Origin of the sequence: Thermobifida alba (genome assembly GCF_023208015.1) — a bacterium.
Taxonomy (GTDB): domain Bacteria; phylum Actinomycetota; class Actinomycetes; order Streptosporangiales; family Streptosporangiaceae; genus Thermobifida; species Thermobifida alba.
The window spans coordinates 3,029,534-3,051,073 of record NZ_CP051627.1; the positions used below are offsets into that span (position 1 = coordinate 3,029,534).

Consider the following 21,540-nt stretch of genomic DNA (forward strand, 5'->3'; position numbering starts at 1 on the left):
TGGCCGCTGCGCGCCGGAGCGCCTTTCCGGTGCCGCCCGCCGGCCGGGGTCCCCGGCGCCCTTTCCCCCTCCCTCGTGCCGTGGGCCGTCTCCGCAGCGGGCTAGGGTGATCCGGCACAACACTCTCCGGCCCTGTCGTCGAACGTTGCGAGCCCAGGATGACCGCTGCCCCTCCCCCTCCCGCTCCCCCGCTGCCCCCGGAACTGCGCCCGCTGCAACCGGGCGACCCCGCGCTGATCGGCCCCTACCGGGTGGTGGGGCGTCTCGGCCAGGGCGGCATGGGCACGGTCTTCGGCGCCCTCGACGCGCAGGACCGGTGCACAGCGGTCAAGGTGGTGCACGCCCGCTTCGCCGACGACCCCGACTTCCGGGCCCGGTTCGCGCGCGAGGTCGCGCTGATGCGCCAGGTCGGCGGCGTGTGCACGGCCGCGGTCCACGCCGCCGACGCCACCGCCCCCCAGCCCTGGGTGGCCACCGACTTCGTGCCCGGACCGACCCTGCACCGGCACGTCCGGCAGCACGGTCCGCTGTCCGAGGAGATGCTGCTGGCGTTCGCGGCCGGAACCGCGGAGTCGCTGGCCGCCATCCACGACGCCGGGGTCGTGCACTGCGACCTCAAGCCCGGCAACGTCATCCTCGCCCCCGAGGGGCCCAAGGTGCTGGACTTCGGTATCGCCCGGCACGTCACCGAGGCCTTCGACGGAACGGTGTACGGTTCGCCGGGCTGGGTGAGCCCGGAACGCTACGACCGGCAGCCGCCCACGCCCGCCTCCGACATGTTCTCCTGGGCCGAGATGGTAGCGTTCGCCGCCACCGGCCGGCACCCGTTCGGTTCGGGGACCCCCGCCGAACTCGCCGAACGCACCCGGAACGCGCCCGCCGACCTGGACGGCGTCCCCGAGGTGCTGCTGCCGCTCCTGGAGCGCGCCCTGGCCAAGGATCCCGCTGTCCGCCCCACCGCCGAAGCGGCGTTCCGCGAGGTCATGGCGCTCATGGGCGACGCCGAGGAGGAGATCGCCCTGGAGTCGGCGCCGTCCCTCGCCGCCCGGCTGCGGCTGCGTCTCGGGGAGCGGTGGCGCGGCATCGACGCGAGTTGGCACCGTCCCGCGCTGTGGGTCGCGGCGCTCTCCGCCACCGGGCTGGCCACCTCCAGCATGGCCGCGGGAACGGGCGCGGTCGGCGCGGGGATCGCGGGCGCCGGGATCGCGGCGGGCCCGGGGGCCGCCGGAGTCGGTGCGGCGGGCGCGGCCGGGACCGGGCTGGCCGGGGCCGGGAGCGCGCTCGCGGGCGGAGCCGGGATGGCGGGTGCGGGTGCCGGTACCGCTGCCGCCGCGGCCGGAGCCGGGAAGGTCGCGGTGTTCGCCGCCGCCGCGGTGATCGGCACGGCCGCCGCCGTCACCGGCGGCTACCTCGCCGTGGACGCCCTCGGCGGCCCCGGCGGGACGGCCTCCCCGGAGAGCTCCCCGGCGGCCTCGGCCTCACCCGACGCGCCGTCGGCCCCGGTGTCGCGGGCCGCCGACCTGGTGGCGGCGGCGGAGTCGTTCCAGGCGGTCCAGGAGTACCGGCCGACGGAGGAGGCGATCCGCCAGTGGTATCCGGACGCCACCGACGAGCAGGTGGAGATGCACGCCGCACTGGGCTCGGCCGTCTTCGCCTACACCTACACCGCCGAGCCCGAACCGGTCTTCCAGCAGGCCACGTCCGCCGACGGCGGGGCGCCGACCTACCAGAACATCGGCGGCGACCTGTACGTCCACGACTTCGTCGACGACGTGTGGACCCGGAACCCGCCTCCGGACCCCGCGCAGGATCCGGACCGCCCCGACCCCCACGACCCCGACCGCTACACCGTCGAGGCGTTCGTCCAGCCGCTGCGCGCCGCCGCCGAGGCGCCCGACCTGGCGGTGGAGGGCGAGGTCCGGGAGGACGGGGTGCCGGGCACCCTGTACTCGGGCACCTTCGCCGAGGACGGCTTCGTGAGCCGCAGCGGTGAGGACATCACCGCGGGCACCGTCTTCGAACTGGTCCTCGACGCGGACGGCTACCCCCTGCGGCTGGAGTACACCACGGACCTGGCCGAGCACGTCCTGCGGTTCGAGTCCTTCGGGGATCCGGTGACCATCGAGACCCCCTCCTCCGAGGACCTGGCCGCGAACGGCGGTCCCTGACCCGGCCCCCGCGGGGCCGCGGAACGGGTGGGGGCCGTCCCGACCGGGACGGCCCCCACCCGTTCCGGGAGGTCACTCCCACTCGATGGTGCCCGGCGGCTTGCTGGTGACGTCGAGGGTGACGCGGTTGATCTCGCGCACCTCGTTGGTGATGCGGTTGGAGATGGTGGCGAGCACGTCGTAGGGGACCCGCGCCCAGTCGGCGGTCATGGCGTCCTCGCTGGTGACCGGGCGCAGCACCACCGGGTGTCCGTAGGTGCGGCCATCGCCCTGCACGCCCACCGAGCGCACGTCCGCGAGCAGCACCACGGGGCACTGCCAGATGTCGCGGTCGAGGCCGGCCCGGGTCAGCTCCTCGCGGGCGATGGCGTCGGCCTCGCGCAGGATCGCCAGCCGCTCGGCGGTGACCTCGCCGACGATGCGGATGGCCAGGCCGGGGCCGGGGAACGGCTGCCGCCACACCATCTCGGCGGGCAGGCCCAACTCCTCACCGACCTTGCGGACCTCGTCCTTGAACAGTTCCCGCAGCGGCTCCACCAGGGTGAAGCGCAGGTCGTCGGGGAGGCCGCCGACGTTGTGGTGCGACTTGATGTTGGCGGTGCCGGGGCCGCCGCCGGACTCCACCACGTCGGGGTAGAGGGTGCCCTGGACCAGGAACTCGACGGCCTCGTCGCCGTCTCCGGCCGCGGCGACGACCTCGCGGGCCGCCTGTTCGAAGACGCGGATGAACTCGCGGCCGATGATCTTGCGCTTGGTCTCGGGGTCGGTGACCCCGGCCAGCGCGTTGAGGAAGCGCTCCTGGGCGTCCACGACCTTCAGGGTGGCGCCGGTGGCGGCGACGAAGTCCTTCTCCACCTGCTCGGCCTCGCCCTTGCGCAGCAGTCCGTGGTCGACGAAGACGCAGGTCAGCTGGTCGCCGACGGCTCTTTGCACGAGCGCTCCGGCCACCGCGGAGTCGACGCCGCCACTCAGCCCGCAGATGACCCGCTTGCTGCCGATCTGGGCGCGGATGCGTTCGACCTGCTCCTCGACGATGTTGACCATCGTCCAGGTGGGACGGCAGCCCGCGGCCTCGTACAGGAAGTGCCGCAGGACGGCCTGGCCGTGCTCGGTGTGCAGCACCTCGGGGTGGAACTGGACGCCGAAGAGTCCGCGTTCGGGGTTCTCCATCGCGGCCACCGGGGCCCCCGGGGTCCGGCCGGTGACCCGGAACCCGTCGGGGGCCCGGGACACGGCGTCGCCGTGCGACATCCACACCGTCTGCTGCTGCGGCAGGGTGTGGAACAGGAGGCTGTCGACGGACAGTTCGATCTCGGTGCGTCCGTACTCCGACCTGCCCGTCCGCTCGACGGTGCCGCCGAGGGTCTGCGCCATGACCTGGAAGCCGTAGCAGATGCCGAGGGTGGGCACCCCCGTCTCGAACAGGCCCTCGGGCGCCTTCGGGGCTCCGTCGGCGTACACCGAGGAGGGGCCGCCGGACAGGATGACGGCCTTGGGGTTCTTGGCGAGCATCTCCTCGACCGGCATGGTCGAGGGCACGATCTCGCTGTAGACGTGGCATTCGCGCACCCGGCGCGCGATCAACTGCGCGTACTGCGCGCCGAAGTCCACGACGAGGACGGTGTCGAACGTGCTGTCGGGAGCACCGGCAACGGACACGTAACGGCCTTCCAGCAGACAGGAGACGGGATGACCGCCAGTCTAGTGGGAACGCGGGCCCCGAAACCGCGCCGGAGGGGCGGGGACCGGGCGGGGGGAGTCGGCGGTCCGCCCGGTCTCCGCCCCTCCGCGGCCGGACGGCCGACCGCGGTGTGCGGAAGGTCACCGGTCAGCGGATGCGCAGCGTCCGCATCAGCCGGGCTCCGGCGGTCATCACCCGGGCCAGGGTCTCGGCGGACATGCCGGGGGGACCGCTGAGGCCGACGAGGTGCTGGCTGGCGACGGTCTGCGCCTCGGTGTAGCGCAGCAGGCCCTCTTCGCCATGCCGCCGTCCCAGGCCGGAGCGCTTCATGCCGCCCATGGGGGCTCCGTAGCTGGCGAACGCGGCGCCGTAGCCCTCGTTGATGTTGACCGTTCCGGCCCTGAGCTGTTCGGCGATGCGGCGTCCGCGGGCCACGTCCCGCGTCCACACGCTGGCGTTGAGGCCGTAGGGGGTGTCGTTGGCGCGTTCGACCGCCTCGTCCTCGGTCGCGAACCGGTAGACGGAGACGACCGGTCCGAAGGTCTCCTCGGTGCACACCGTCATGGACTCCTCGACGCCGGTGAGCACGGTGGGCTCGTAGAACAGCGGGCCGAGGTCGGGACGGGGGCGGCCTCCGGCCAGTACGGTGGCGCCCTTGGCGCGGGCCTCCTCCACGTGCTCGACGACCCGGTCGAGCTGGCGCCGGTAGGTGAGCGACCCCATGTCCGCGGAGTAGTCCAGGTCCGCGCCCAGCCGCATGTTCCGCGTCGCCTCCGCGAACCTCTCGACGAACTCGTCGTGGACGGAGTCGTGCACGTAGAGGCGTTCCGCGGAGATGCACAGCTGGCCGGAGTTGCTGAAGCAGGCGGTCAGCGCGCCGCGGACGGTCCGGTCCAGGTCGGCGTCGGCGCACACGATCATCGGGTTCTTGCCGCCGAGTTCCGCGGAGCAGCCGACGAGTCGGGACGCGGCGCGCTGGGCGATGCGGGCCCCGGTGTCGGAGGAGCCGGTGAAGGCCACGTAGTCGGCCTCGTCGACCAGCGGGTCGCCGATCTCGGCGGGCTCGCCCAGGACGACCAGCCACAGGTCCTGCGGCAGTCCCGCCTCGACCAGCAGGTCGATGGCCCACAGGGCGCTGAGCGCGGTCTGGGTGTCGGGTTTGGCGACGACGGCGTTGCCGGCCAGGAGGGCGGGTACGGCGTCGGCGACGGGCAGGGTCAGCGGGTAGTTCCACGGGGTGATGACGCTGACGACGCCTTTGGGCTGGTGGTTCACCACGGTCCGGGTGGCCAGCGGGATCGCGCCGCCGACCCGTCGGCTGCGCAGCAGGCGGGGGGCGTGGCGCGCGTAGTGGAGGGTGCCCAGGGCGGCGTCGCAGACCTCCTCGAAGGCGTGGCGGCGGGCCTTGCCGGTCTCCCACTGCAGGATGTCCAGGATCTCTTTCTGCCGGTCCAGGAGCAGGTCGTGGAAGCGCAGGAAGGGGGCGACCCGCTGGCGCGGCGGCTGCTGGGCCCACCTGTGCTGGGCGGCGCGGGCGCGGCGGAACGCCTCGGCGACGTCCCGGGCCGAGGACTGGGGGAGTTCGGCGAGGGGTTCTCCGGTGAAGGGGGCGGTGGTGACGGCGGTCCTGCCGGATGTGCTCACCACGTGTCGGGTCAGTCGTCGGACCAGCTCGTCGCCCGGTGGAGCGGAACGCACTGCTGTGGTGGTCGTCACAGTCTCCATAACCGGCAGCTTAGGCGACCCGGCACCGCTCTGCTACTCACCAGTAATGGCAAAGAACACGCCCGCGGCGCGCAGCACCTGGACGGCCGGTACCCCGGGGCGTTAAATTCATTATGCGATGAATTTCCTCGGACTCGGGAGTCCGCCATGACGCGACCGCCGACCTCCTCCACCACCACCTGCGCGATCGTCGGCGGCGGGCCCGCCGGGATCATGCTCGGCCTGCTGCTCGCCCGCGCCGGAGTCCACGTCACCGTGCTGGAGAAGCACGGCGACTTCCTGCGCGACTTCCGCGGCGACACCGTGCACCCCTCCACCCTGACCCTGCTCGACGAGCTCGGCCTGCTCCGGGAGTTCGACGCCCTGCCGCACCGCGACGTGGAGCAGATCGGGATCGAGGTGTCCGGGCAGCGGCTCGTGGGCGTGCGCCTGGCCGACATCCCCGGCCCGCACAAGCGCGTCGCGCTGGTCCCCCAGTGGGACTTCCTGAACCTGCTCGCCGAGCACGCCGCGCGCTATCCGACCTTCCGCCTGCTGCTGCGGTCCCCCGCGTACGGCCTCGTCCGGGAGAACGGGGCGGTGCGCGGCGTGCGCTACCGCGACGCCGACGGCGAGCACGAACTGCGGGCCGTGCTCACCGTGGCCGCCGACGGCCGCCGCTCGGTCCTGCGCGAGGCCGCCGGCCTGGTCCCGATCGACCTGGGCGCACCGATGGACGTGCTGTGGCTGCGCCTGCCCCGCGTCGCGGGCGACCCCCACGGGCTCGTCGGACGGATCGGGGAGCGGGGCATGTCCGTGGGGATCGACCGCGGCGACTACTGGCAGGTCGCCTACCTCGTGCGCAAGGGCGGCCACACGGAGCTGCGCCGCCGCGGCCTGGCGCCGCTCCGCGAGGGCCTCGCGGAACTGCTGCCGTTCCTGGCCGACCGGGCCGCCGCACTGGACTCCTGGGACCAGGTGGCGTTCCTGGAGGTCGGCCTGGACCGGCTGCCCCGCTGGTCGGTGCCGGGGCTGCTGTGCGTCGGCGACGCCGCGCACACCATGAGCCCGATCGGCGGGGTGGGCATCAACCTGGCGGTCCAGGACGCGGTGGCCGCCGCCAACCTGCTGGCCGACCCGCTGTACCGGGCGCAGGCCGACCCCGAGCGCTTCACCCGGACGTTCAACCCCGCCCTGGTGGAACGGGTGCAGCGCCGCCGGGAGCTGCCCACCCGGGGCACCCAGCTCGTGCAGCGCGTCATCCAGCGCCAGCTGATCGAACGGGCGTTGGACGGCCGGGTCGCCCTGCCTCCCGCGGCCGCCCGCCTGCTCTCCGACGGCGCCTGGAGCAGAGTGGCGGGCCGGGTGCTGGGCGCCACACTCGGCCGGACCATGATGTACGGCCTGCGCCCCGAACACGTCCGCACGCCGGAACGCCGGTGACCGGCCCCGCCCGTCCCCGGGCGGCCGACCGGGAAGAACCGCCTCCGTCGCTGCCGCAGTGTGCGCCCCGACAGCAACCGGACCATGAGGGTTCCCGGACAGCGGGGGAAGGGTGCGGGCCACCGGAGGAGGTACTCCGGGAAAAGAGTGGGGAGACGCGCAACGAGATCCACCGAACGGGTTGGCGCACCGGGGATCCGCCCGCCTGTGCCACGATCAGGTGTCCGTGGGGAAAGCATCGGCGCCGGGTGCACCCCGCTCCGTCGAATCCGGACGGCCGGAAACAGCCTCTGCGCCGCGTCACGAGGGTGTGCCCGCCCGGACCGGAGGAGAAGGAGTCATGAGCGCTGTCGGAGACGCCGCCCAGCTCTGCCCCGGTTCCGGCTGCGCACGCCCCCGGCAGCCGTCCGGACGACGTCCGCGCCCACGGCGAGCGGGGTGCTGGAGCCGCTGCTGAAGCTGGAGCGGTGCACCACCGGCTTCACCGACCCCACGGTCGGCACCGACGCCGCGCTGCGGACCATCACCGTGGAGTTGCTGCTCCTGGGCGGGTCCGACCCCGCCGCGGCCCCGGACACCGTCCGCACAGCGGCGCACCCGGCCGGCCGTCCGCCGGCGCACAGCCCGACCGGGTGAGCACGGAGAGAGCACGGGGCTCCCCTCCGTTCCCGGGTCGGGCTCCCCCGGCCCGGGTCCGTGTCCCGGCGCCCTCACGGCGGCGGGAGCAGGGGCGCCGGTGCGGACCGGGAGTTCAGCCCGCGAATCCGTTCGGGTTGGCCGACTGCCAGCGCCACGTGTCGGCGCAGGCCTCGTCGAGGGTGAGGGTGGTCTTCCAGCCCAGGTCCCGGTGGGCGGCCGACGGGTCGGCGTAGCAGACCGCGATGTCGCCGGGACGGCGGGCCACCACCTGGCGCGGGATCGGCCTGCCGCTGGCCCGTTCGAAGGCGGCGATGGCCTCCAGCACCGACACGCCGTGGCCGCTGCCGAGGTTGTAGGCGCGCATGCCGTAGGCGTCGCCCAGCCGTTCCAGGGCGGCCACGTGCCCCCGCGCCAGGTCCACCACGTGCAGGTAGTCGCGCACGCCGGTGCCGTCGGGCGTGTCGTAGTCGTCGCCGTAGACCAGCACTTTCTCCCGGCGTCCGGCCGCGACCTGCGCGATGTAGGGGAAGAGGTTGTTCGGCACCCCGTTGGGGTCCTCCCCGATCAGCCCGCTGGGGTGGGCTCCCACCGGGTTGAAGTAGCGCAGCGCGATGATCCGCCAGTCGGGAGCGGCCGCGGCCAGGTCGGCGAGGACGCGCTCGGCGAACAGCTTGGTGGCCCCGTAGGGGTTGGTGGCGCTCAGCGGCGCGTCCTCCGGGATGGGCACCCGCTCGGGGTCGCCGTAGACGGTCGCCGAAGAGCTGAACACCAGGGAGCGCACCCCGTGGGCGCTCATGGTCTCGCACAGGGTCAGCAGCGCGTCGAGGTTGTTGCGGTAGTACAGCAGCGGCCGCTCCGTGGACTCGCCCACCGCCTTCAACCCGGCGCAGTGCACGGCCGCGTCGATCCGGTGCTCGGCGAAGACCCGCTCCAGCAGCGCCCGGTCGGCGCAGTCGCCGATGTAGCAGGCAACGGAACGGCCGGTGATGCGTTCCACCCGGCGGACCGCCTCCGCGCGGCTGTTGCTCAGGTTGTCGACGACGACCACCCCGTGGCCGCTCTCCAGCAGCTCGACGGCGACGTGCGTTCCGATGTACCCGGCTCCGCCGGTGAGCAGTACGTTCATGGTCACACCCGGATTCACGTGGCAGACCGCAGTGACGGTGCGGCCTCACCAGCATAGGCGGGCCGCAGGCGGGGGGAGCGCCGTGGCGCGCCCCTCAGGCCTCCCCGACGGTGATGGCTCCGTCGACGGTCGTGACCCTGATCACCGGCCCGGCGTCGGTGTCCTGCGGAACCGAGACGTCGACGGCACCGTCGCCGGTGGAGGTGGTGACCGCGTAGGGGCCTGCGCCCGGCGGGGTGAGCACCGTGACACCGCCGTCCCGGGCCTTCACGTCGACGCGGTCGAACGCGGTGGCCGCGGTGATCTCGACCGTCCCGTCGCCGCTGTCGACGTCCAGCTCGCCGAACTCCGTCCCGTCGACCCTGACCCGGCCGTCGCGGTTGGCGAGCGCGACGGTTTCCGCTGCTCCGCCGGTGGCCTCGATCCTGCCGTCGACGGTCTCGGCGGTGACCGTGTCCGCCTCCACCTGGTCGAGGGTCAGCACCCCGTCCCGGGTGGTGGCGTCCAGCTTCTCCACCGTCCCGGTGACGACGACCTCTCCGTCGGTGGTGACGACCGTCACCTCGCCTCCGGTGTCGTCGACGGTGATGGCTCCGTCCGCGCTGCCCACCGAGACCGCGGTCCCCTCGGGAACGGTGACGACGTAGTCGATGTCACACCACGCGATCCCCAGGGCGATCCGGCTCCCGCAGTCCCCGGCGGTGATCGCCAGGGTCCCGTCCTGTTCGGTGACCGTCTCCTCCGGCGGCGTGTCGCCGGTGTAGCGCAGGAAGCGTTCCACCTTGATCTCGGAGACGTCGCCGCCCACGACGGTGGTGGCGCCGTCCTGGTTGGTCAGTTCGAGCACCTCCGCCCGTGCGTAGGAGTCGGTGCGGGTCTCCTCGGTGACATTGCCCTCGAAGTCCACGTCCATGTCGCATCCGGTGAGCGCCAGGGCCGCGACCGTGGCCGCCCCCGCTCCCACCCACCTCGTCCGCTGCTGCACCGCTGTCCCCGTCCTGTCGCCCGACCGGCTTGCGGTATCGATCCTCCCCTCGGGGGTCGGGACACTCAATCGCGCTACCTGGCAGACCCGGGGTGGTGTCTCCACTCCCCGCGGGGTACGTGCCGCACTACCCGGTGCCGAGCGGTCCGGCCGGCTCGTACCAGACCCGCTCCGCCGGCACGTCGACGACCTCCCGCTCCGGGTAGCGCAGCGCCGTGAGCCGTCCGCCGAACACGCAGCCGGTGTCCACGCAGAGCGTGTTGTTGACCCACTCCACGCGGGTGGTGGGCACGTGGCCGTGGACGACGGCCGCCCGCCCCCGGTAGTTCCTGGCCCAGGGCAGGCGCACGGGCCGGCCGTAGCGGTCGACCTCGCCCGTGGTCTCGCCGTACAGCGCGAAGGCGCGCACCCGTCCGGAGTCCCGGCCGTGGTACTCCTCCTTCAGGCCGGCGTGCGCCACCACGAGGTTCCCTCCGTCCAGCACGTAGTGGTCGACCAGGTCCGCGCAGAAGGCGAGGACCCGGTCCCGGAACTCGGCGGGTTCGGCGGCGAGCTGCTCCAGGGTCTCCCGCAGTCCATGCGCCAGCCGCGTCCCCCTGCCCCGCAGTGCCCGCACCAGCCGGTTCTCGTGGTTGCCCGCCACGCACAGCGCGTCGCCGTCGGCGACCATGCCCATGACCAGGCGCAGCACCCCCGGCGAGTCGGGTCCCCGGTCCACCAGGTCGCCGACGAACACCGCGGTGCGGCCGGGGTAGTGCGCCCCGGTCGCACGCCCCCGCTCGTCGCGCCGCAGCCGGTAGCCGAGCCGGTGGAGCAGCGCCTCCAGTTCGGCGCGGCAGCCGTGCACGTCGCCGATGACGTCGAAGGGGCCGCGCAGCTCACGGCGGTCGCAGCGGAGGGGCACCGGCCGCACGACCGCGGTGTCGGCCTCCTCGGGGCCGCGCAGCACGTGGACGGCGCGGAACCCCTCCCGGTCCAGGCGGCGCAGGGTACGCCGCAGGTCGCGCAGCTGGCGGGTGGTGACGTCGTCGTCGAGGACGCGGTCGGCCCGGTTGCGGGTGCGTTCCCGGATCAGGTCGGGCGGGGTGTCCAGGACGATCGCGACGCACGGCAGGTCGTGGTCCCGGGCGATGCGCCGCAGCTCCTGGCGGGGGTGCGGGTGCAGGTTGGTGGCGTCGACCACGGTGAGCAGGCCGCGCCGCAGCCGCCGGTCGACGATGGTGTGGAGCAGGTGGAAGGCGTCGTCGGTGGCGGACTGGTCGTTCTCGTCGTCGCTGACCAGCGCCCGGCAGTGGTCGGAGCTGACCACCTGGGTGGGGCGGAAGCGGCGGGCGGCGAAGGTGGACTTGCCCGCCCCCGAGACGCCCACGAGCAGCACCAGGCCCGCCGCGGAAACGTCGAGGACCCGCGTCACCGTCCTCATCCTCTCTCGCCGGCGGGGCGGGACCTCAGACCCGTGCCGCGGCCGCCTGCGGCACGATGTCGGGGGCGCCGTGCTGCACCGCGTCGGCCTCGTGGTCGCTGTCCTGTTCCTGCGCGGCGCGTTCGGCTTCGATGCGCTTGCGGTAGTACTCCACCTCGCGGGCGAGCTGTTCGTCGTCCCAGCCGAGCGGCCCGGCCATCAGGCCGGCGGCCTCCTCGGCGGCGGCCAGGCCGCGGTCCCAGGTCTCGATGGAGACGTGGGTGCGCCGGCTCAGCACGTCGTCGAGGTGGCGGGCGCCCTCGCAGCGGACCGCATGCACGACCTCGGCGCGCAGGTAGTCGTCGGCCCCGGTGAGCGGCCGTCCCAGCTCCGGCTGCTCGGCGACCAGGTCCAGCACCTCGTGGACGAGGGAGCCGTAGCGGCGCAGCAGGTGCTGGATCCGGGAGACGTGCAGCCCGGTCCGGCGGGCCAGGGTCCGGCGCTGGTTCCACAGGGCGGCGTACCCGTCGGCGCCCACCAACGGCAGCCGGTCGGTCACCGATGCGGGCACTCCCCCGCCGAGGCCGTGCGCGACGGCGTCCACGGCGTCCTTGGCCATGACACGGTAGGTGGTGTACTTGCCGCCCGCGATGAGCACCAGGCCGGGCACCGGGTGCGCCACGGTGTGCTCGCGGGAGAGTTTGGAGGTCTCGTCGGACTCCCCGGACAGCAGCGGCCGCAGCCCGGCATACACCCCCTCGACGTCGTCCCTGGTCAGCGGGGTCTTCAGGACCGAGTTGACGTGGTCGAGCACGTAGTCGATGTCGGTGCGGCTGGCCGCGGGGTGCGCCTTGTCCAGGTCCCACGCGGTGTCGGTGGTCCCGATGATCCAGTGCCGTCCCCAGGGGATGACGAACAGCACGCTCTTCTCGGTGCGCAGGATCAGCCCCGAGGACGCCTGGATGCGGTCCCGGGGCACCACCAGGTGCACGCCCTTGGAGGCGCGCACGTGGATCTGGCCGCGCCCGCCCACCATCTGCTGGATGTCGTCGGTCCACACCCCGGCGGCGTTGACGACCTGTTTGGCGCGGACCGGGAACTCCCTGCCGCTCTCCAGGTCGACCACGCGGGCGCCGGTGACGTGCTCGCCCTCCCGCAGGAAGCCCACGGCCTGCGTCCGCGAGGCGATGTGCGCGCCGTAGGTGGCGGCCGTGCGCAGCACCGTCACCACGTAGCGGGCGTCGTCGACCTGGGCGTCCCAGTACCGTACGGCGCCCACCAGGGCGTCCCGGCGCAGCGCGGGGAAGATCCGCAGCGCCCCGCCGCGGGTGAGGTGGCGGTGGCCGGGCAGGCCCCGGGTGTGCGTGGAGGCCAGGGCGAGCGTGTCGTAGAGGGCCACGCCCGCGCCGACGTAGGGCCGCTCCCAGTGGTGGCGCAGCGGGAACAGGAACGGGACGGGGCGCACCAGGTGGGGGGCGATGCGGCCGAGCAGCAGCCCCCGCTCGGTCAGCGCCTCGCGCACCAGGGCGAAGTCCAACTGCTCCAGGTAGCGCAGGCCGCCGTGGATGAGTTTGCTGGACCTGCTGGAGGTCCCCGAGGCGAAGTCGCGGGCCTCGACGAGGCCGACCGACAGGCCGCGCGACACCGCGTCCAGGGCGACGCCCGCGCCGACGATGCCTCCGCCCACGACCAGCACGTCGAGTTCGTTGTCGGCCATGTGGTCGAGGGCGGCGCCCCGTTCTTCCGGTCCCAGCCGTGCTGCCGTCATCTGGTTCGCGGTGTCCCGTCCCCCGGGTCGCGGGCGGACGCGGCGGACCCCGCTTCCCTCCTCTCGCGGGAAGCCGCGCGGCGCGCGGCGCGTGGAGCGGGTGGCTCTCCGTGTGAGGTCTGTCCTGCGCTCAGGCTATAACGGGTGATTCGCCACGGTCTGTACCCCACGCGGGGACGGTCAGCTTATGGCGTCGACGTAGTCGGCGGCGATGGCGAGGACCCGCTGTCCGTACTCCTCCGACCGGTTGTACGCGAGGACCGCCGCCCACCAGCCCTGCGAGGTGGTCAGCACCCGGTTGTCCGCGCACAGGTAGCGGGCGGCGCTGAGGGCGGCGTCGTCGATGTCGTGGGGGTCGGGTTCGCCGCCGTCGGCGGAGGTCCCCCAGATCTCCCACGTGGTGGGGATGAACTGCATGGGGCCGACGGCCCGGTCCCACTCGGGGTCGCCGTCGAGCCGTCCCCCGTCGGTGTCGCGGATCGCGGCGGTCCCGCGGGTGCCGTCGAGGGGGATGCCGATCACCCGGACGGTGGTGGTCCCGTCGCGGGCGAGTTCGCCGCCCGCGTACGTGCCGTGCCTGGACTCCACCTCTCCGATCGCGGCCAGGGTCGGCCAGGAGACCTGGCACTCCGGTTGCTCCTCCAGGAGCCGCAGCTGCGCGGCCGCGTACGCCTGGAGCGCGCGGCGGGGGATCCCGGTGCCGTCCGAGACCCGGTCCAGCCATCCGGGGTCGATCTCCGGGACCGCCGCGGGGCTCTCGGCGGGCAGCGGCCTGGCGTCCGGGAACTCCTCGGCCCCCGCGGGCGCTCCGGCGTCCGCTCCGGTGACGGTGGACACGCTCCCGCCCAGCTCGTTGGGGCCCGGGGGCAGCGCCGGCGGTGCGGCGGACTGTGCGGTGAGCGCCACCACGCCGAGGACTCCGCCGGTGACTCCCACCGCCGCGACCATCGCGGCGCCCGCCGCGGCCAGGGAACGCCGGCCGACCGCGGGCCCGGACGCGGGGACCGCGCCGGGGACCGACTCTGTCGGGACGTTGGAGAGCGTCTCGGCCACCAGAACCCCCACTCTCTGTCTGTCAGACACACGGAAGGCCAAGGGAGAAACGTACTCGGCCTTCTCTCTCCCGAACAGCGGGTTTGCCGGAAAAATCACGATAGTCCGTCACGTCAAGCCACTCCTGGGAGGTTCCGGACACGACAACGCCCCCGTCTCGCGGAGCGGGGGCGTTGTGGATTCCTGTCGGGAGAGGGCGTGCGGCCGGGGGCGCTCAGTTCGGCGCCACCACGACCTCGACCCGCTGGAACTCCTTCAGGTCGGTGTACCCGGCGGTCGCCATGGTGCGGCGCAGCGCGCCCATGAGGTTCATCGACCCGTCGCTGGTGGAGGCCGGGCCGTGCAGGATCGCCTCCAGGGTGCCGATCGTGCCGACGTCCACCCGCTCGCCGCGCGGCAGCGCGTGGTGGTGCGCCTCGCTGCCCCAGTGGTAGCCGCCTCCGGGGGCCTCGGTGGCGCGCGCCAGCGGGGAGCCGACCATGACCGCGTCCGCGCCGCACGCCAGCGCCTTGGCGATGTCGCCGCTGCGGGTCATGCCGCCGTCGGCGATGACGTGCACGTAACGGCCGCCGGATTCGTCGAGGTAGTCGCGCCGGGCCGCCGCGACGTCACCGATCGCGCTGGCCATGGGCACCGCGACCCCCAGCACGCTGCGGGTGGTGTGGCCCGAGCCGCCGCCGAAGCCGACGAGCACGCCCGCCGCTCCGGTGCGCATCAGGTGCAGGGCCGCGGTGTAGGTGGCGCAGCCCCCGACCACCACGGGGACGTCGAGGTCGTAGATGAACTGCTTGAGGTTGAGCGGCTCGGCGCGGCCGGAGACGTGCTCGGCGGAGACCGTGGTGCCGCGGATCACGAAGATGTCCACACCCGCGTCGATCACGGCCTTGTGGTACTGGGCGGTGCGCTGCGGGGAGAGGCGGGCCGCGGTGACCACCCCGGCCTGGCGGACCTCCTCGATGCGGCGGCCGATCAGCTCCTCCTTGATCGGCTCGGCGTAGATCTCCTGGAGCCTGCGGGTGGCCGTGGCGTCGTCGAGCTCGCGGATCTCGGCGAGCAGCGGCTCGGGGTCCTCGTAGCGGGTCCACAGCCCCTCCAGGTCGAGCACCCCCAGACCGCCCAGCTCACCGATGGCCACGGCGGTCTTCGGCGAGACCACGCTATCCATGGGGCTCACCATCAGCGGCGTGTCGAAGCGGTAGGCGTCGATCTGCCACGCGATGGAGACCTCCTCGGGGTCCCGGGTGCGTCGTGCGGGCACGATCCCGATCTCGTCGAGCTCGTACGCCCGCCGTCCGGCCTTGCCCAGCCCGATCTCAACCTGAGCCAACGCTGTGCTCTCCTCTGCAGTCCGTGGAGCCGTCCCGCCCGACGGCGGGGTCTTCGGTCGGGGCCGTCGAGTGCCGACGCGGTCGACCGGCGATGACCACCGGCGGCGAGTCTACCGCCGCGCCGTCCGCGCGCCCGCGCGCGCGGCACGCGGGCGGGTCAGCTGCGCGCCTGGTAGTTGGGCGCCTCGACCATCATCTGGACGTCGTGCGGGTGGCTCTCCTTGAGACCGGCGGTGGTGATCTGCATCAGCTGGCCGCGTTCCCGCAGTTCGTCCAGGGTGCGCACGCCCGCGTACCACATGGACTGGCGCAGTCCTCCGACGAGCTGGTGCGCCACCGTGGCCAGCGGCCCCCGGTAGGGGACGCGGCCCTCGATGCCCTCGGGGATGAGCTTGTCCTCGGTGGCCACGTCGGCCTGGGAGTAGCGGTCCTTGGAGTAGGAGCGGCCGCGCATCGCGCCGAGCGAGCCCATGCCCCGGTAGGTCTTGTACTGCTTGCCGTTGATGAAGACGAGTTCCCCGGGGCTCTCCTCGACACCGGCCAGCAGGCTGCCGACCATCACGGTGCTGGCGCCCGCGACGACGGCCTTGGCGATGTCCCCGGAGTACTGGAGCCCGCCGTCGGCGATGACCGGCACCCCCGCGGGCACGGCCGCCTTGGCTGCCTCCAGGATCGCGGTGACCTGGGGCGCGCCCACGCCCGCGACCACCCGGGTGGTGCAGATGGACCCCGGTCCCACGCCCACCTTGACCGCGTCGGCCCCGGCGTCGACGAGGGCCTGGGCCGCCGCGCGGGTGGCGATGTTGCCCCCGACGACGTCCACCCGGGTGTTGGCCTTGAGCTTGGCGACCATCTCCAGCACACCGGCGGAGTGCCCGTGCGCGGTGTCCACCACGAGGAAGTCCACCCCGGCCTCGACCAGGGCCCGGGCACGCCGCTCGGCCTCGGGGCCGACGCCGACCGCGGCGCCCACGACGAGCCGGCCCTCGGCGTCCTTGGTGGCGTCGGGGAACTGCTCGCTCTTGGTGAAGTCCTTGACGGTGATCAGGCCGCGCAGCCGTCCCTGCCCGTCGACGAGCGGAAGCTTCTCGATCTTGTTCTCCCGCAGCAGCGCGAACGCCTCCTCGCGGGAGACGCCCACCGGCGCGGTCACCAGCGGCATGGGGGTCATGACGTCGCGGACCAGGCGGGTGCGGTCCTCCTCGAACCGCATGTCCCGGTTGGTGACGATGCCGACGAGGCGTCCGTCGGAGTCGACGACCGGGGCCCCGGAGATCCGGTAGTGCGCGCTGAGCCGCTCGACGTCGGCGAGGGTGTCCTCGGGGCGGCAGGTCACCGGGTGGGTGATCATCCCGGCTTCGGAGCGCTTGACCAGGTCGACCTGGGCGGCCTGGTCCTCGATGGAGAGATTGCGGTGCAGGACCCCGACCCCGCCCTGCCGGGCGATCGCCACGGCCATCCGCGCCTCGGTCACGGTGTCCATCGCCGCGGAGACCAGCGGGATGCGCAGGGTGATGGTGCGGGTGAGCCGGGTGGTGGTGTCCGTCTCGCCGGGCTGGAGATCGGAGTAGGCGGGCACCAGCAGGACATCGTCGTAGGTGAGCCCGGGAGGGAGCACCTTCTCGAACTCCTCCTGGCCTCCTGTTGGCTTGAGCGACATGACACCTTCCAACCGAGCGACAGCTTCCCTGTTTCATCCTAGGGCGCGTCGGCCACTCGCCGTGGCCGGTGGAGGGCGTCGGGCCGCTCACAGCCTCCCGGGGAGGCGGTCAGCGCAGCCGGTTGGCCGTGGCGGCGCGCCGCAGCCGGGCCAGGGCCCGGTGCTGGGCGACCCGGACCGCGCCGGGCGACATGCCCAGGGCGTGCCCGGTCTCGTCCGCGGACAGCCCCGCGATCACCCGCAGGGACAGCAGGCGGCGCTGCTGCTCGGGCAGTTCGCTGAGCAGTTCCCGGGCCTGTTCGGCCTCGACGATGCGCACCGCGGACTCCTCGGGCCCGGGCGACTCGTCGGGGTGGTCGGGCACCGAGTCGGTGGGCACGTCCGCGCGGGTGCAGCCGCGCAGGGCGTCGGCGACCTTGTGCGCCGCGATCCCGAAGACGAAGGAGGCGAACGGACGCCCCATGTCCCGGTAGCGCGGCAGCGCGGACAGCAGGGCGATGCAGACCTCCTGGGCCACGTCGTCGAAGTCGTGGGTGTAACCGGAGACGCGGGACAGCCGGGCACGGCAGTAGCGCACCACCATGGGTCGTACCTCGCGGATCAGCGAGTCCACCGCGCCGTCGTCGCCTTGGACCGCCAGCGAGGTGAGGTGGTTGAGCTCTGCGTCGTCCGCCCGCGAGCGGGCGGCGTACCTGCGAACCAGTGGCGTGCCCCCCGCGACGCGTAGATCCCTCACATATCGAATGATGCCCACTGGCGGAGACTCACTCGTCCCGATTCAGGGCAACAGAATGGTTACATTCAGGACTATTCTCGCGAGACGCCACGCGTGTCCCGGGCGTGGACCCGGGACACGCGTGGTAGGAGCCCGCCTCCGTCCGCGGTCGGCGGAACGGGGTCAGTGGGCGTGGCCGTGGCCGCCCGCGGCCTCCTCTTCCTCCTCGGGCTTGTCCACGACCAGCGCCTCGGTGGTCAGCAGCATCCCGGCGATGGACGCGGCGTTCTGCACCGCGGAGCGGGTGACCTTGACCGGGTCGATGATGCCCTGCGCGGCCAGGTCGCCGTACTCGCCGGTCGCCGCGTTGTAGCCCTGGCCGGGCTCCATCTCGGCGATCTTGGCGGCGACCACGGAGCCCTCGGCGCCGGCGTTGATCGCGATCCAGCGCGCGGGCTCGCTCAGCGCGCGGCGCACGATCGCCACGCCGACGGCCTCGTCACCGGTGAGGTCCAGGTCGCCGTCCAGGGACTTGGCGGCGTGCACCAGGGAGGAGCCGCCGCCGGCGATGATGCCCTCCTCCACGGCCGCGCGGGTCGCGGAGATGGCGTCCTCCAGGCGGTGCTTCCGCTCCTTGAGCTCGACCTCGGTGGCCGCGCCCACCCGCAGCACGCACACGCCGCCCGCGAGCTTGGCCAGCCGCTCCTGGAGCTTCTCCCGGTCCCAGTCGGAGTCGCTGGCCTCGATCTCCTTGCGGATCTGGGCGATGCGGTCGTTGACCTCGGCCTGCTCGCCGGCGCCGTCCACGATGGTGGTGGTGTCCTTGGTGACGGTGATCCGGCGGGCCCGGCCGAGCACGTCGGTCTCGGCGTTCTCCAGGGTGAGGCCGACCTCCTCGGCGATGACCTGGCCGCCGGTGAGGATCGCGATGTCCTGGAGCATGGCCTTGCGGCGCTCGCCGAAGCCGGGGGCCTTGACCGCGGCGACGGCCAGGGCGCCGCGGATCTTGTTGAGCACGAGCGCGCCCAGCGCGTCGCCCTCGACGTCCTCGGCGATGATGAGCAGCGGCTTCTTGGTCTGGACGACCTTCTCCAGCAGCGGCAGCAGCTCGTTGAGGTTGCTGATCTTGCCCTGGTGGATGAGGACCAGCGCGTCCTCCAGCACCGCCTCCTGGCGGTCGCCGTCGGTGACGAAGTAGGGCGAGATGTAGCCCTTGTCGAACTGGAGGCCCTCGGTGAACTCCAGGTCCATGCCGAAGGTCTGGGACTCCTCGACGGTGATGACGCCGTCCTTGCCGACCTTGTCGAAGGCCTCGGCGATCAGTTCGCCGATCTGCTGGTCCTGGGCAGAGTTGGTGGCCACGTAGGCGATGTCGGCGCGCTCCCCGATCTCGCGGGCCTGGGACAGCAGAGTCTCGGAGACGGCGCGCGCGGCGGCGTCGATGCCCCTCTTCAGCAGGACGGGCGAGGCGCCCGCGGCGACGCTGCGCAGGCCCTCGCGGACCAGGGCCTGGGCGAGCACGGTGGCGGTGGTGGTGCCGTCGCCGGCGGCGTCGTTGGTCTTGGTGGCGACCTCCTTGACGAGCTGGGCGCCCAGGTTCTCGTAGGGGTCCTCCAGCTCCACCTCACGCGCGACGGTGACGCCGTCGTTGGTGATGGTCGGGGCGCCGAACTTCTTGTCGATGACCACGTTGCGGCCCTTGGGGCCGAGCGTCACCTTGACCGCGTCGGCGAGGTGGTTGACACCGCGCTCCAGCGCGTGCCGCGCGGACTCCTCGAATTCCAGGATCTTGGGCATTGGACTTCCTCGGGTTGTGCAGAGATCGACTGCGGCTGGCGCGCCGTGCCGGACGGCACGGCGCGACGACACGGAAAGCGCGCGGGCGGGTGGTCCCGCCCGCGCGCTGTCACACCTTGCTCGGAAGGATGTTCCGGGGCTTACTTCTCGACGATCGCGAGCAGGTCGCGAGCGGAGAGCACCAGGTACTCCTCACCGTCGTACTTGACCTCGGTGCCGCCGTACTTGCTGTAGAGGACGATGTCGCCCTCCTTGACGTCCAGCGGGATGCGCTTGTCGCCCTCGTCGTCCCAGCGGCCCGGGCCCACGGCCAGGACCTTGCCCTCCTGGGGCTTCTCCTTGGCGGTGTCCGGGATGACCAGACCGGACGCGGTGGTCTGCTCGGCCTCCAGAGGCTGGACGACGACGCGGTCCTCAAGCGGCTTGAGCACGATCTTGGTGGCGGTCGACACGGTGTGACCTCCCCCTTCAGAATTTCTGAACGATGAATGGCATGCAGACAAAAGGGACGACCACGGCGGCCTGCCGTCGCGGGTGCCAGACCAACCTCGTCGTGGTTAGCACTCTACCCTTGAGAGTGCCAATACGAAACAGTAGTAGGGCGCATCCGGGTCGTCAAACAACAGGTCACGGGGGAACGCGGAAGTGACGAACAGGCAGTTGGCAGGGTTTCGGGCGCTGCTCACCCCGGTGGGACGCCGTCTGCTCGACGAGGTCTCCCCGGGCGAGTCGGCGGCCGACCCGCTGCGGGCCGCCGACCGGCTGCGCCGCCACCCGGCGCTGACCGGGACCCCCCGCGACGCGGCCGCCGATCTGGTCAACGCGGTCCTGACCCAGGTCCGGCTGCGCGCCCGCGCCCGGGAGAAGTTCGGTCCGCTCGCCGAACGCCTCTTCTACACCCCCGACGGCCTGGAACAGGCCACCCGGGCCCCCCTGGCGGCCCACCGGGCGCGCCGCGTCGCCGAACGGGTCGACCGCGACGCCGCGCCGGTGGCCGACCTGTGCTGCGGGATCGGCGCCGACCTGCTCGCCCTGGCCGGAGCGGGACTGCCGGTGGAGGGCGTCGACCAGGATCCGCTCACCGTCGCCGTGGCCGAGGCCAACATCGCGGCCGCGGGCCTGGCCGGGCGGGCCCGGGTGCGCCTCGGCGACGCCACCGAGGTCCGCACCGCGGAGTACGCCGCGGTGTTCTGCGACCCGGCGCGGCGCGGCCGGCACGGACGGGTCTTCGACCCGCGCGCCTACTCCCCCGCCTGGGACACGGTCGTGGAACTGGCCCGCGGCGCCCCCGCCGGATGCGTCAAGGCCGCCCCGGGACTGCCGCACGAGTCGATCCCCGAGGGGGCGGCGGCCGAGTGGATCTCGGTGGACCGGGAGGTCAAGGAGACCGCGCTGTGGTTCGGGACGCTCGCCGAGGGCGTCGCGCCCCGACGGGCCACCCTGCTGCGGACCCGGCCCGACACCGGCGAGGTGGAGGTCACCACGCTGACCGGCCGCGGCCTGGCCGCGCCCCCGGTGTCGCGGCCCCTGCGCTACCTGTACGAACCCGACGGCGCGGTGGTCCGCTCGCACCTGGTCGCCGAGGCCGCGGCGGCCGTGGACGGCGCCCTCCTCGACCCGGCGATCGCCTACCTCACCTCCGACTCCCTGGTGCGCACCCCGCTGTGCCAGGTCTACGAGGTGCGCGAGGTCATGCCCTTCTCCCTGAAGCGGCTGCGGGCCGCACTGCGGGAACGGGGCGTGGGAACCGTGACGATCAAGAAGCGGGGCTCCGCGGTCGACGTGGAACGGCTCCGCCGCGACCTGCGGCTGAGCGGCCCGGAGTCGGCGGTGGTGGTGCTGACCCGCTTCGGCTCGCGGCCGTACTGCCTGCTGTGCGCCGAGGTCACCCCGGACTCCGGCGGCGGCCGGAAGTGAGCCGCGCCCGGGGCCGCCCGTGCCGGTGACGCCTGCTCTCCCGCCGCCGTACATAACGGTACGTACGGTTCTTCCGCGGTCTCATGGGACAACGGCTCCCGTGTCGTTAGACTGACCGCGCTGAATGTTTCCCCCTCAACTCGCGACTGGTACG

General features: G+C 73.1%; 15 protein-coding genes and 1 pseudogene. 4 read left to right on the forward strand and 12 right to left on the reverse strand.

Annotated elements, in window-relative coordinates:
- Positions 1 to 158 precede the first annotated feature (158 nt).
- Positions 159 to 2,168 carry a serine/threonine-protein kinase gene (locus FOF52_RS13345; protein WP_248590288.1) on the forward strand — a complete coding sequence of 670 codons (2,010 nt, stop codon included), beginning with the start codon at positions 159 to 161 and terminating at the stop codon, positions 2,166 to 2,168.
- Between the two features lie 72 nt (positions 2,169 to 2,240).
- Here the strand turns inward: FOF52_RS13345 and guaA are convergent, their stop codons facing one another.
- The gene (gene guaA / locus FOF52_RS13350) at positions 2,241 to 3,827 is read right to left on the reverse strand and encodes a glutamine-hydrolyzing GMP synthase (protein ID WP_248590289.1); all 1,587 of its coding nucleotides are present in this window, start codon (positions 3,825 to 3,827) and stop codon (positions 2,241 to 2,243) included.
- Positions 3,828 to 3,996: 169 nt separating this feature from the next.
- Entirely contained in the window at positions 3,997 to 5,574 is a 1,578-nt protein-coding gene (locus FOF52_RS13355; protein ID WP_248590290.1) for a succinic semialdehyde dehydrogenase, read from the reverse strand.
- A 147-nt stretch (positions 5,575 to 5,721) separates the two neighbouring features.
- On the opposite strand from FOF52_RS13355, the gene FOF52_RS13360 reads away from it, so the two are divergent.
- A complete protein-coding gene (locus tag FOF52_RS13360) occupies positions 5,722 to 6,996 on the forward strand; it encodes an FAD-dependent oxidoreductase (protein ID WP_248590291.1) in 1,275 nt (424 codons plus the stop codon).
- Between the two features lie 438 nt (positions 6,997 to 7,434).
- Positions 7,435 to 7,632, forward strand: a complete 198-nt coding sequence (locus FOF52_RS13365; protein ID WP_248590292.1) for a hypothetical protein — start codon at positions 7,435 to 7,437, stop codon at positions 7,630 to 7,632.
- A gap of 115 nt (positions 7,633 to 7,747) precedes the next feature.
- Here the strand turns inward: FOF52_RS13365 and galE are convergent, their stop codons facing one another.
- The 10 genes and pseudogenes from galE to groES form a co-directional block, all read right to left on the reverse strand.
- Entirely contained in the window at positions 7,748 to 8,761 is a 1,014-nt protein-coding gene (gene galE / locus FOF52_RS13370; RefSeq protein ID WP_248590293.1) for a UDP-glucose 4-epimerase GalE, read from the reverse strand.
- A 94-nt stretch (positions 8,762 to 8,855) separates the two neighbouring features.
- The gene (locus FOF52_RS13375) at positions 8,856 to 9,746 is read right to left on the reverse strand and encodes a DUF4097 family beta strand repeat-containing protein (protein WP_248590294.1); all 891 of its coding nucleotides are present in this window, start codon (positions 9,744 to 9,746) and stop codon (positions 8,856 to 8,858) included.
- Between the two features lie 139 nt (positions 9,747 to 9,885).
- A pseudogene (locus FOF52_RS13380) lies at positions 9,886 to 11,169 on the reverse strand (AAA family ATPase); the annotation flags it as partial.
- A 25-nt stretch (positions 11,170 to 11,194) separates the two neighbouring features.
- Positions 11,195 to 12,916 (reverse strand): glycerol-3-phosphate dehydrogenase/oxidase, encoded by a 1,722-nt coding sequence (locus FOF52_RS13385; RefSeq protein WP_248590295.1) that lies wholly within the window; start codon positions 12,914 to 12,916, stop codon positions 11,195 to 11,197.
- A 180-nt stretch (positions 12,917 to 13,096) separates the two neighbouring features.
- Entirely contained in the window at positions 13,097 to 13,972 is an 876-nt protein-coding gene (locus FOF52_RS13390) for a lytic transglycosylase domain-containing protein (protein WP_248593864.1), read from the reverse strand.
- A gap of 211 nt (positions 13,973 to 14,183) precedes the next feature.
- Positions 14,184 to 15,296, reverse strand: a complete 1,113-nt coding sequence (locus tag FOF52_RS13395) for a GuaB3 family IMP dehydrogenase-related protein (RefSeq protein ID WP_248590296.1) — start codon at positions 15,294 to 15,296, stop codon at positions 14,184 to 14,186.
- Between the two features lie 158 nt (positions 15,297 to 15,454).
- Positions 15,455 to 16,957: an IMP dehydrogenase gene (gene guaB / locus FOF52_RS13400; protein WP_248590297.1), complete on the reverse strand. Its 1,503-nt coding sequence runs from the start codon at positions 16,955 to 16,957 to the stop codon at positions 15,455 to 15,457.
- A 109-nt stretch (positions 16,958 to 17,066) separates the two neighbouring features.
- Complete coding sequence (locus tag FOF52_RS13405; protein WP_425265490.1) at positions 17,067 to 17,693, reverse strand: sigma-70 family RNA polymerase sigma factor; 627 nt, start codon at positions 17,691 to 17,693, stop codon at positions 17,067 to 17,069.
- Between the two features lie 162 nt (positions 17,694 to 17,855).
- Positions 17,856 to 19,469 carry a chaperonin GroEL gene (gene groL / locus FOF52_RS13410; protein WP_248590298.1) on the reverse strand — a complete coding sequence of 538 codons (1,614 nt, stop codon included), beginning with the start codon at positions 19,467 to 19,469 and terminating at the stop codon, positions 17,856 to 17,858.
- A gap of 140 nt (positions 19,470 to 19,609) precedes the next feature.
- Positions 19,610 to 19,921, reverse strand: coding sequence for a co-chaperone GroES (gene groES, locus FOF52_RS13415; protein ID WP_248590299.1), 312 nt, complete (start codon positions 19,919 to 19,921; stop codon positions 19,610 to 19,612).
- 193 nt (positions 19,922 to 20,114) lie between these two features.
- Here groES and FOF52_RS13420 point away from each other — a divergent pair, with 193 nt between their 5' ends.
- Positions 20,115 to 21,386, forward strand: a complete 1,272-nt coding sequence (locus tag FOF52_RS13420; RefSeq protein ID WP_248590300.1) for a THUMP-like domain-containing protein — start codon at positions 20,115 to 20,117, stop codon at positions 21,384 to 21,386.
- Positions 21,387 to 21,540 lie beyond the last annotated feature (154 nt).

Bases quoted from the DNA above. Each gene is read 5' to 3' on its own strand.
- FOF52_RS13345 (WP_248590288.1), top strand. From the start codon at position 159: ATGACCGCTGCCCCTCCCCCTCCCGCTCCCCCGCTGCCCCCGGAACTG.
- FOF52_RS13355 (WP_248590290.1), bottom strand. From the start codon at position 5,574: ATGGAGACTGTGACGACCACCACAGCAGTGCGTTCCGCTCCACCGGGC.
- FOF52_RS13360 (WP_248590291.1), top strand. From the start codon at position 5,722: ATGACGCGACCGCCGACCTCCTCCACCACCACCTGCGCGATCGTCGGC.
- galE (WP_248590293.1), bottom strand. From the start codon at position 8,761: ATGAACGTACTGCTCACCGGCGGAGCCGGGTACATCGGAACGCACGTC.
- FOF52_RS13385 (WP_248590295.1), bottom strand. From the start codon at position 12,916: ATGACGGCAGCACGGCTGGGACCGGAAGAACGGGGCGCCGCCCTCGAC.
- guaB (WP_248590297.1), bottom strand. From the start codon at position 16,957: ATGTCGCTCAAGCCAACAGGAGGCCAGGAGGAGTTCGAGAAGGTGCTC.
- groL (WP_248590298.1), bottom strand. From the start codon at position 19,469: ATGCCCAAGATCCTGGAATTCGAGGAGTCCGCGCGGCACGCGCTGGAG.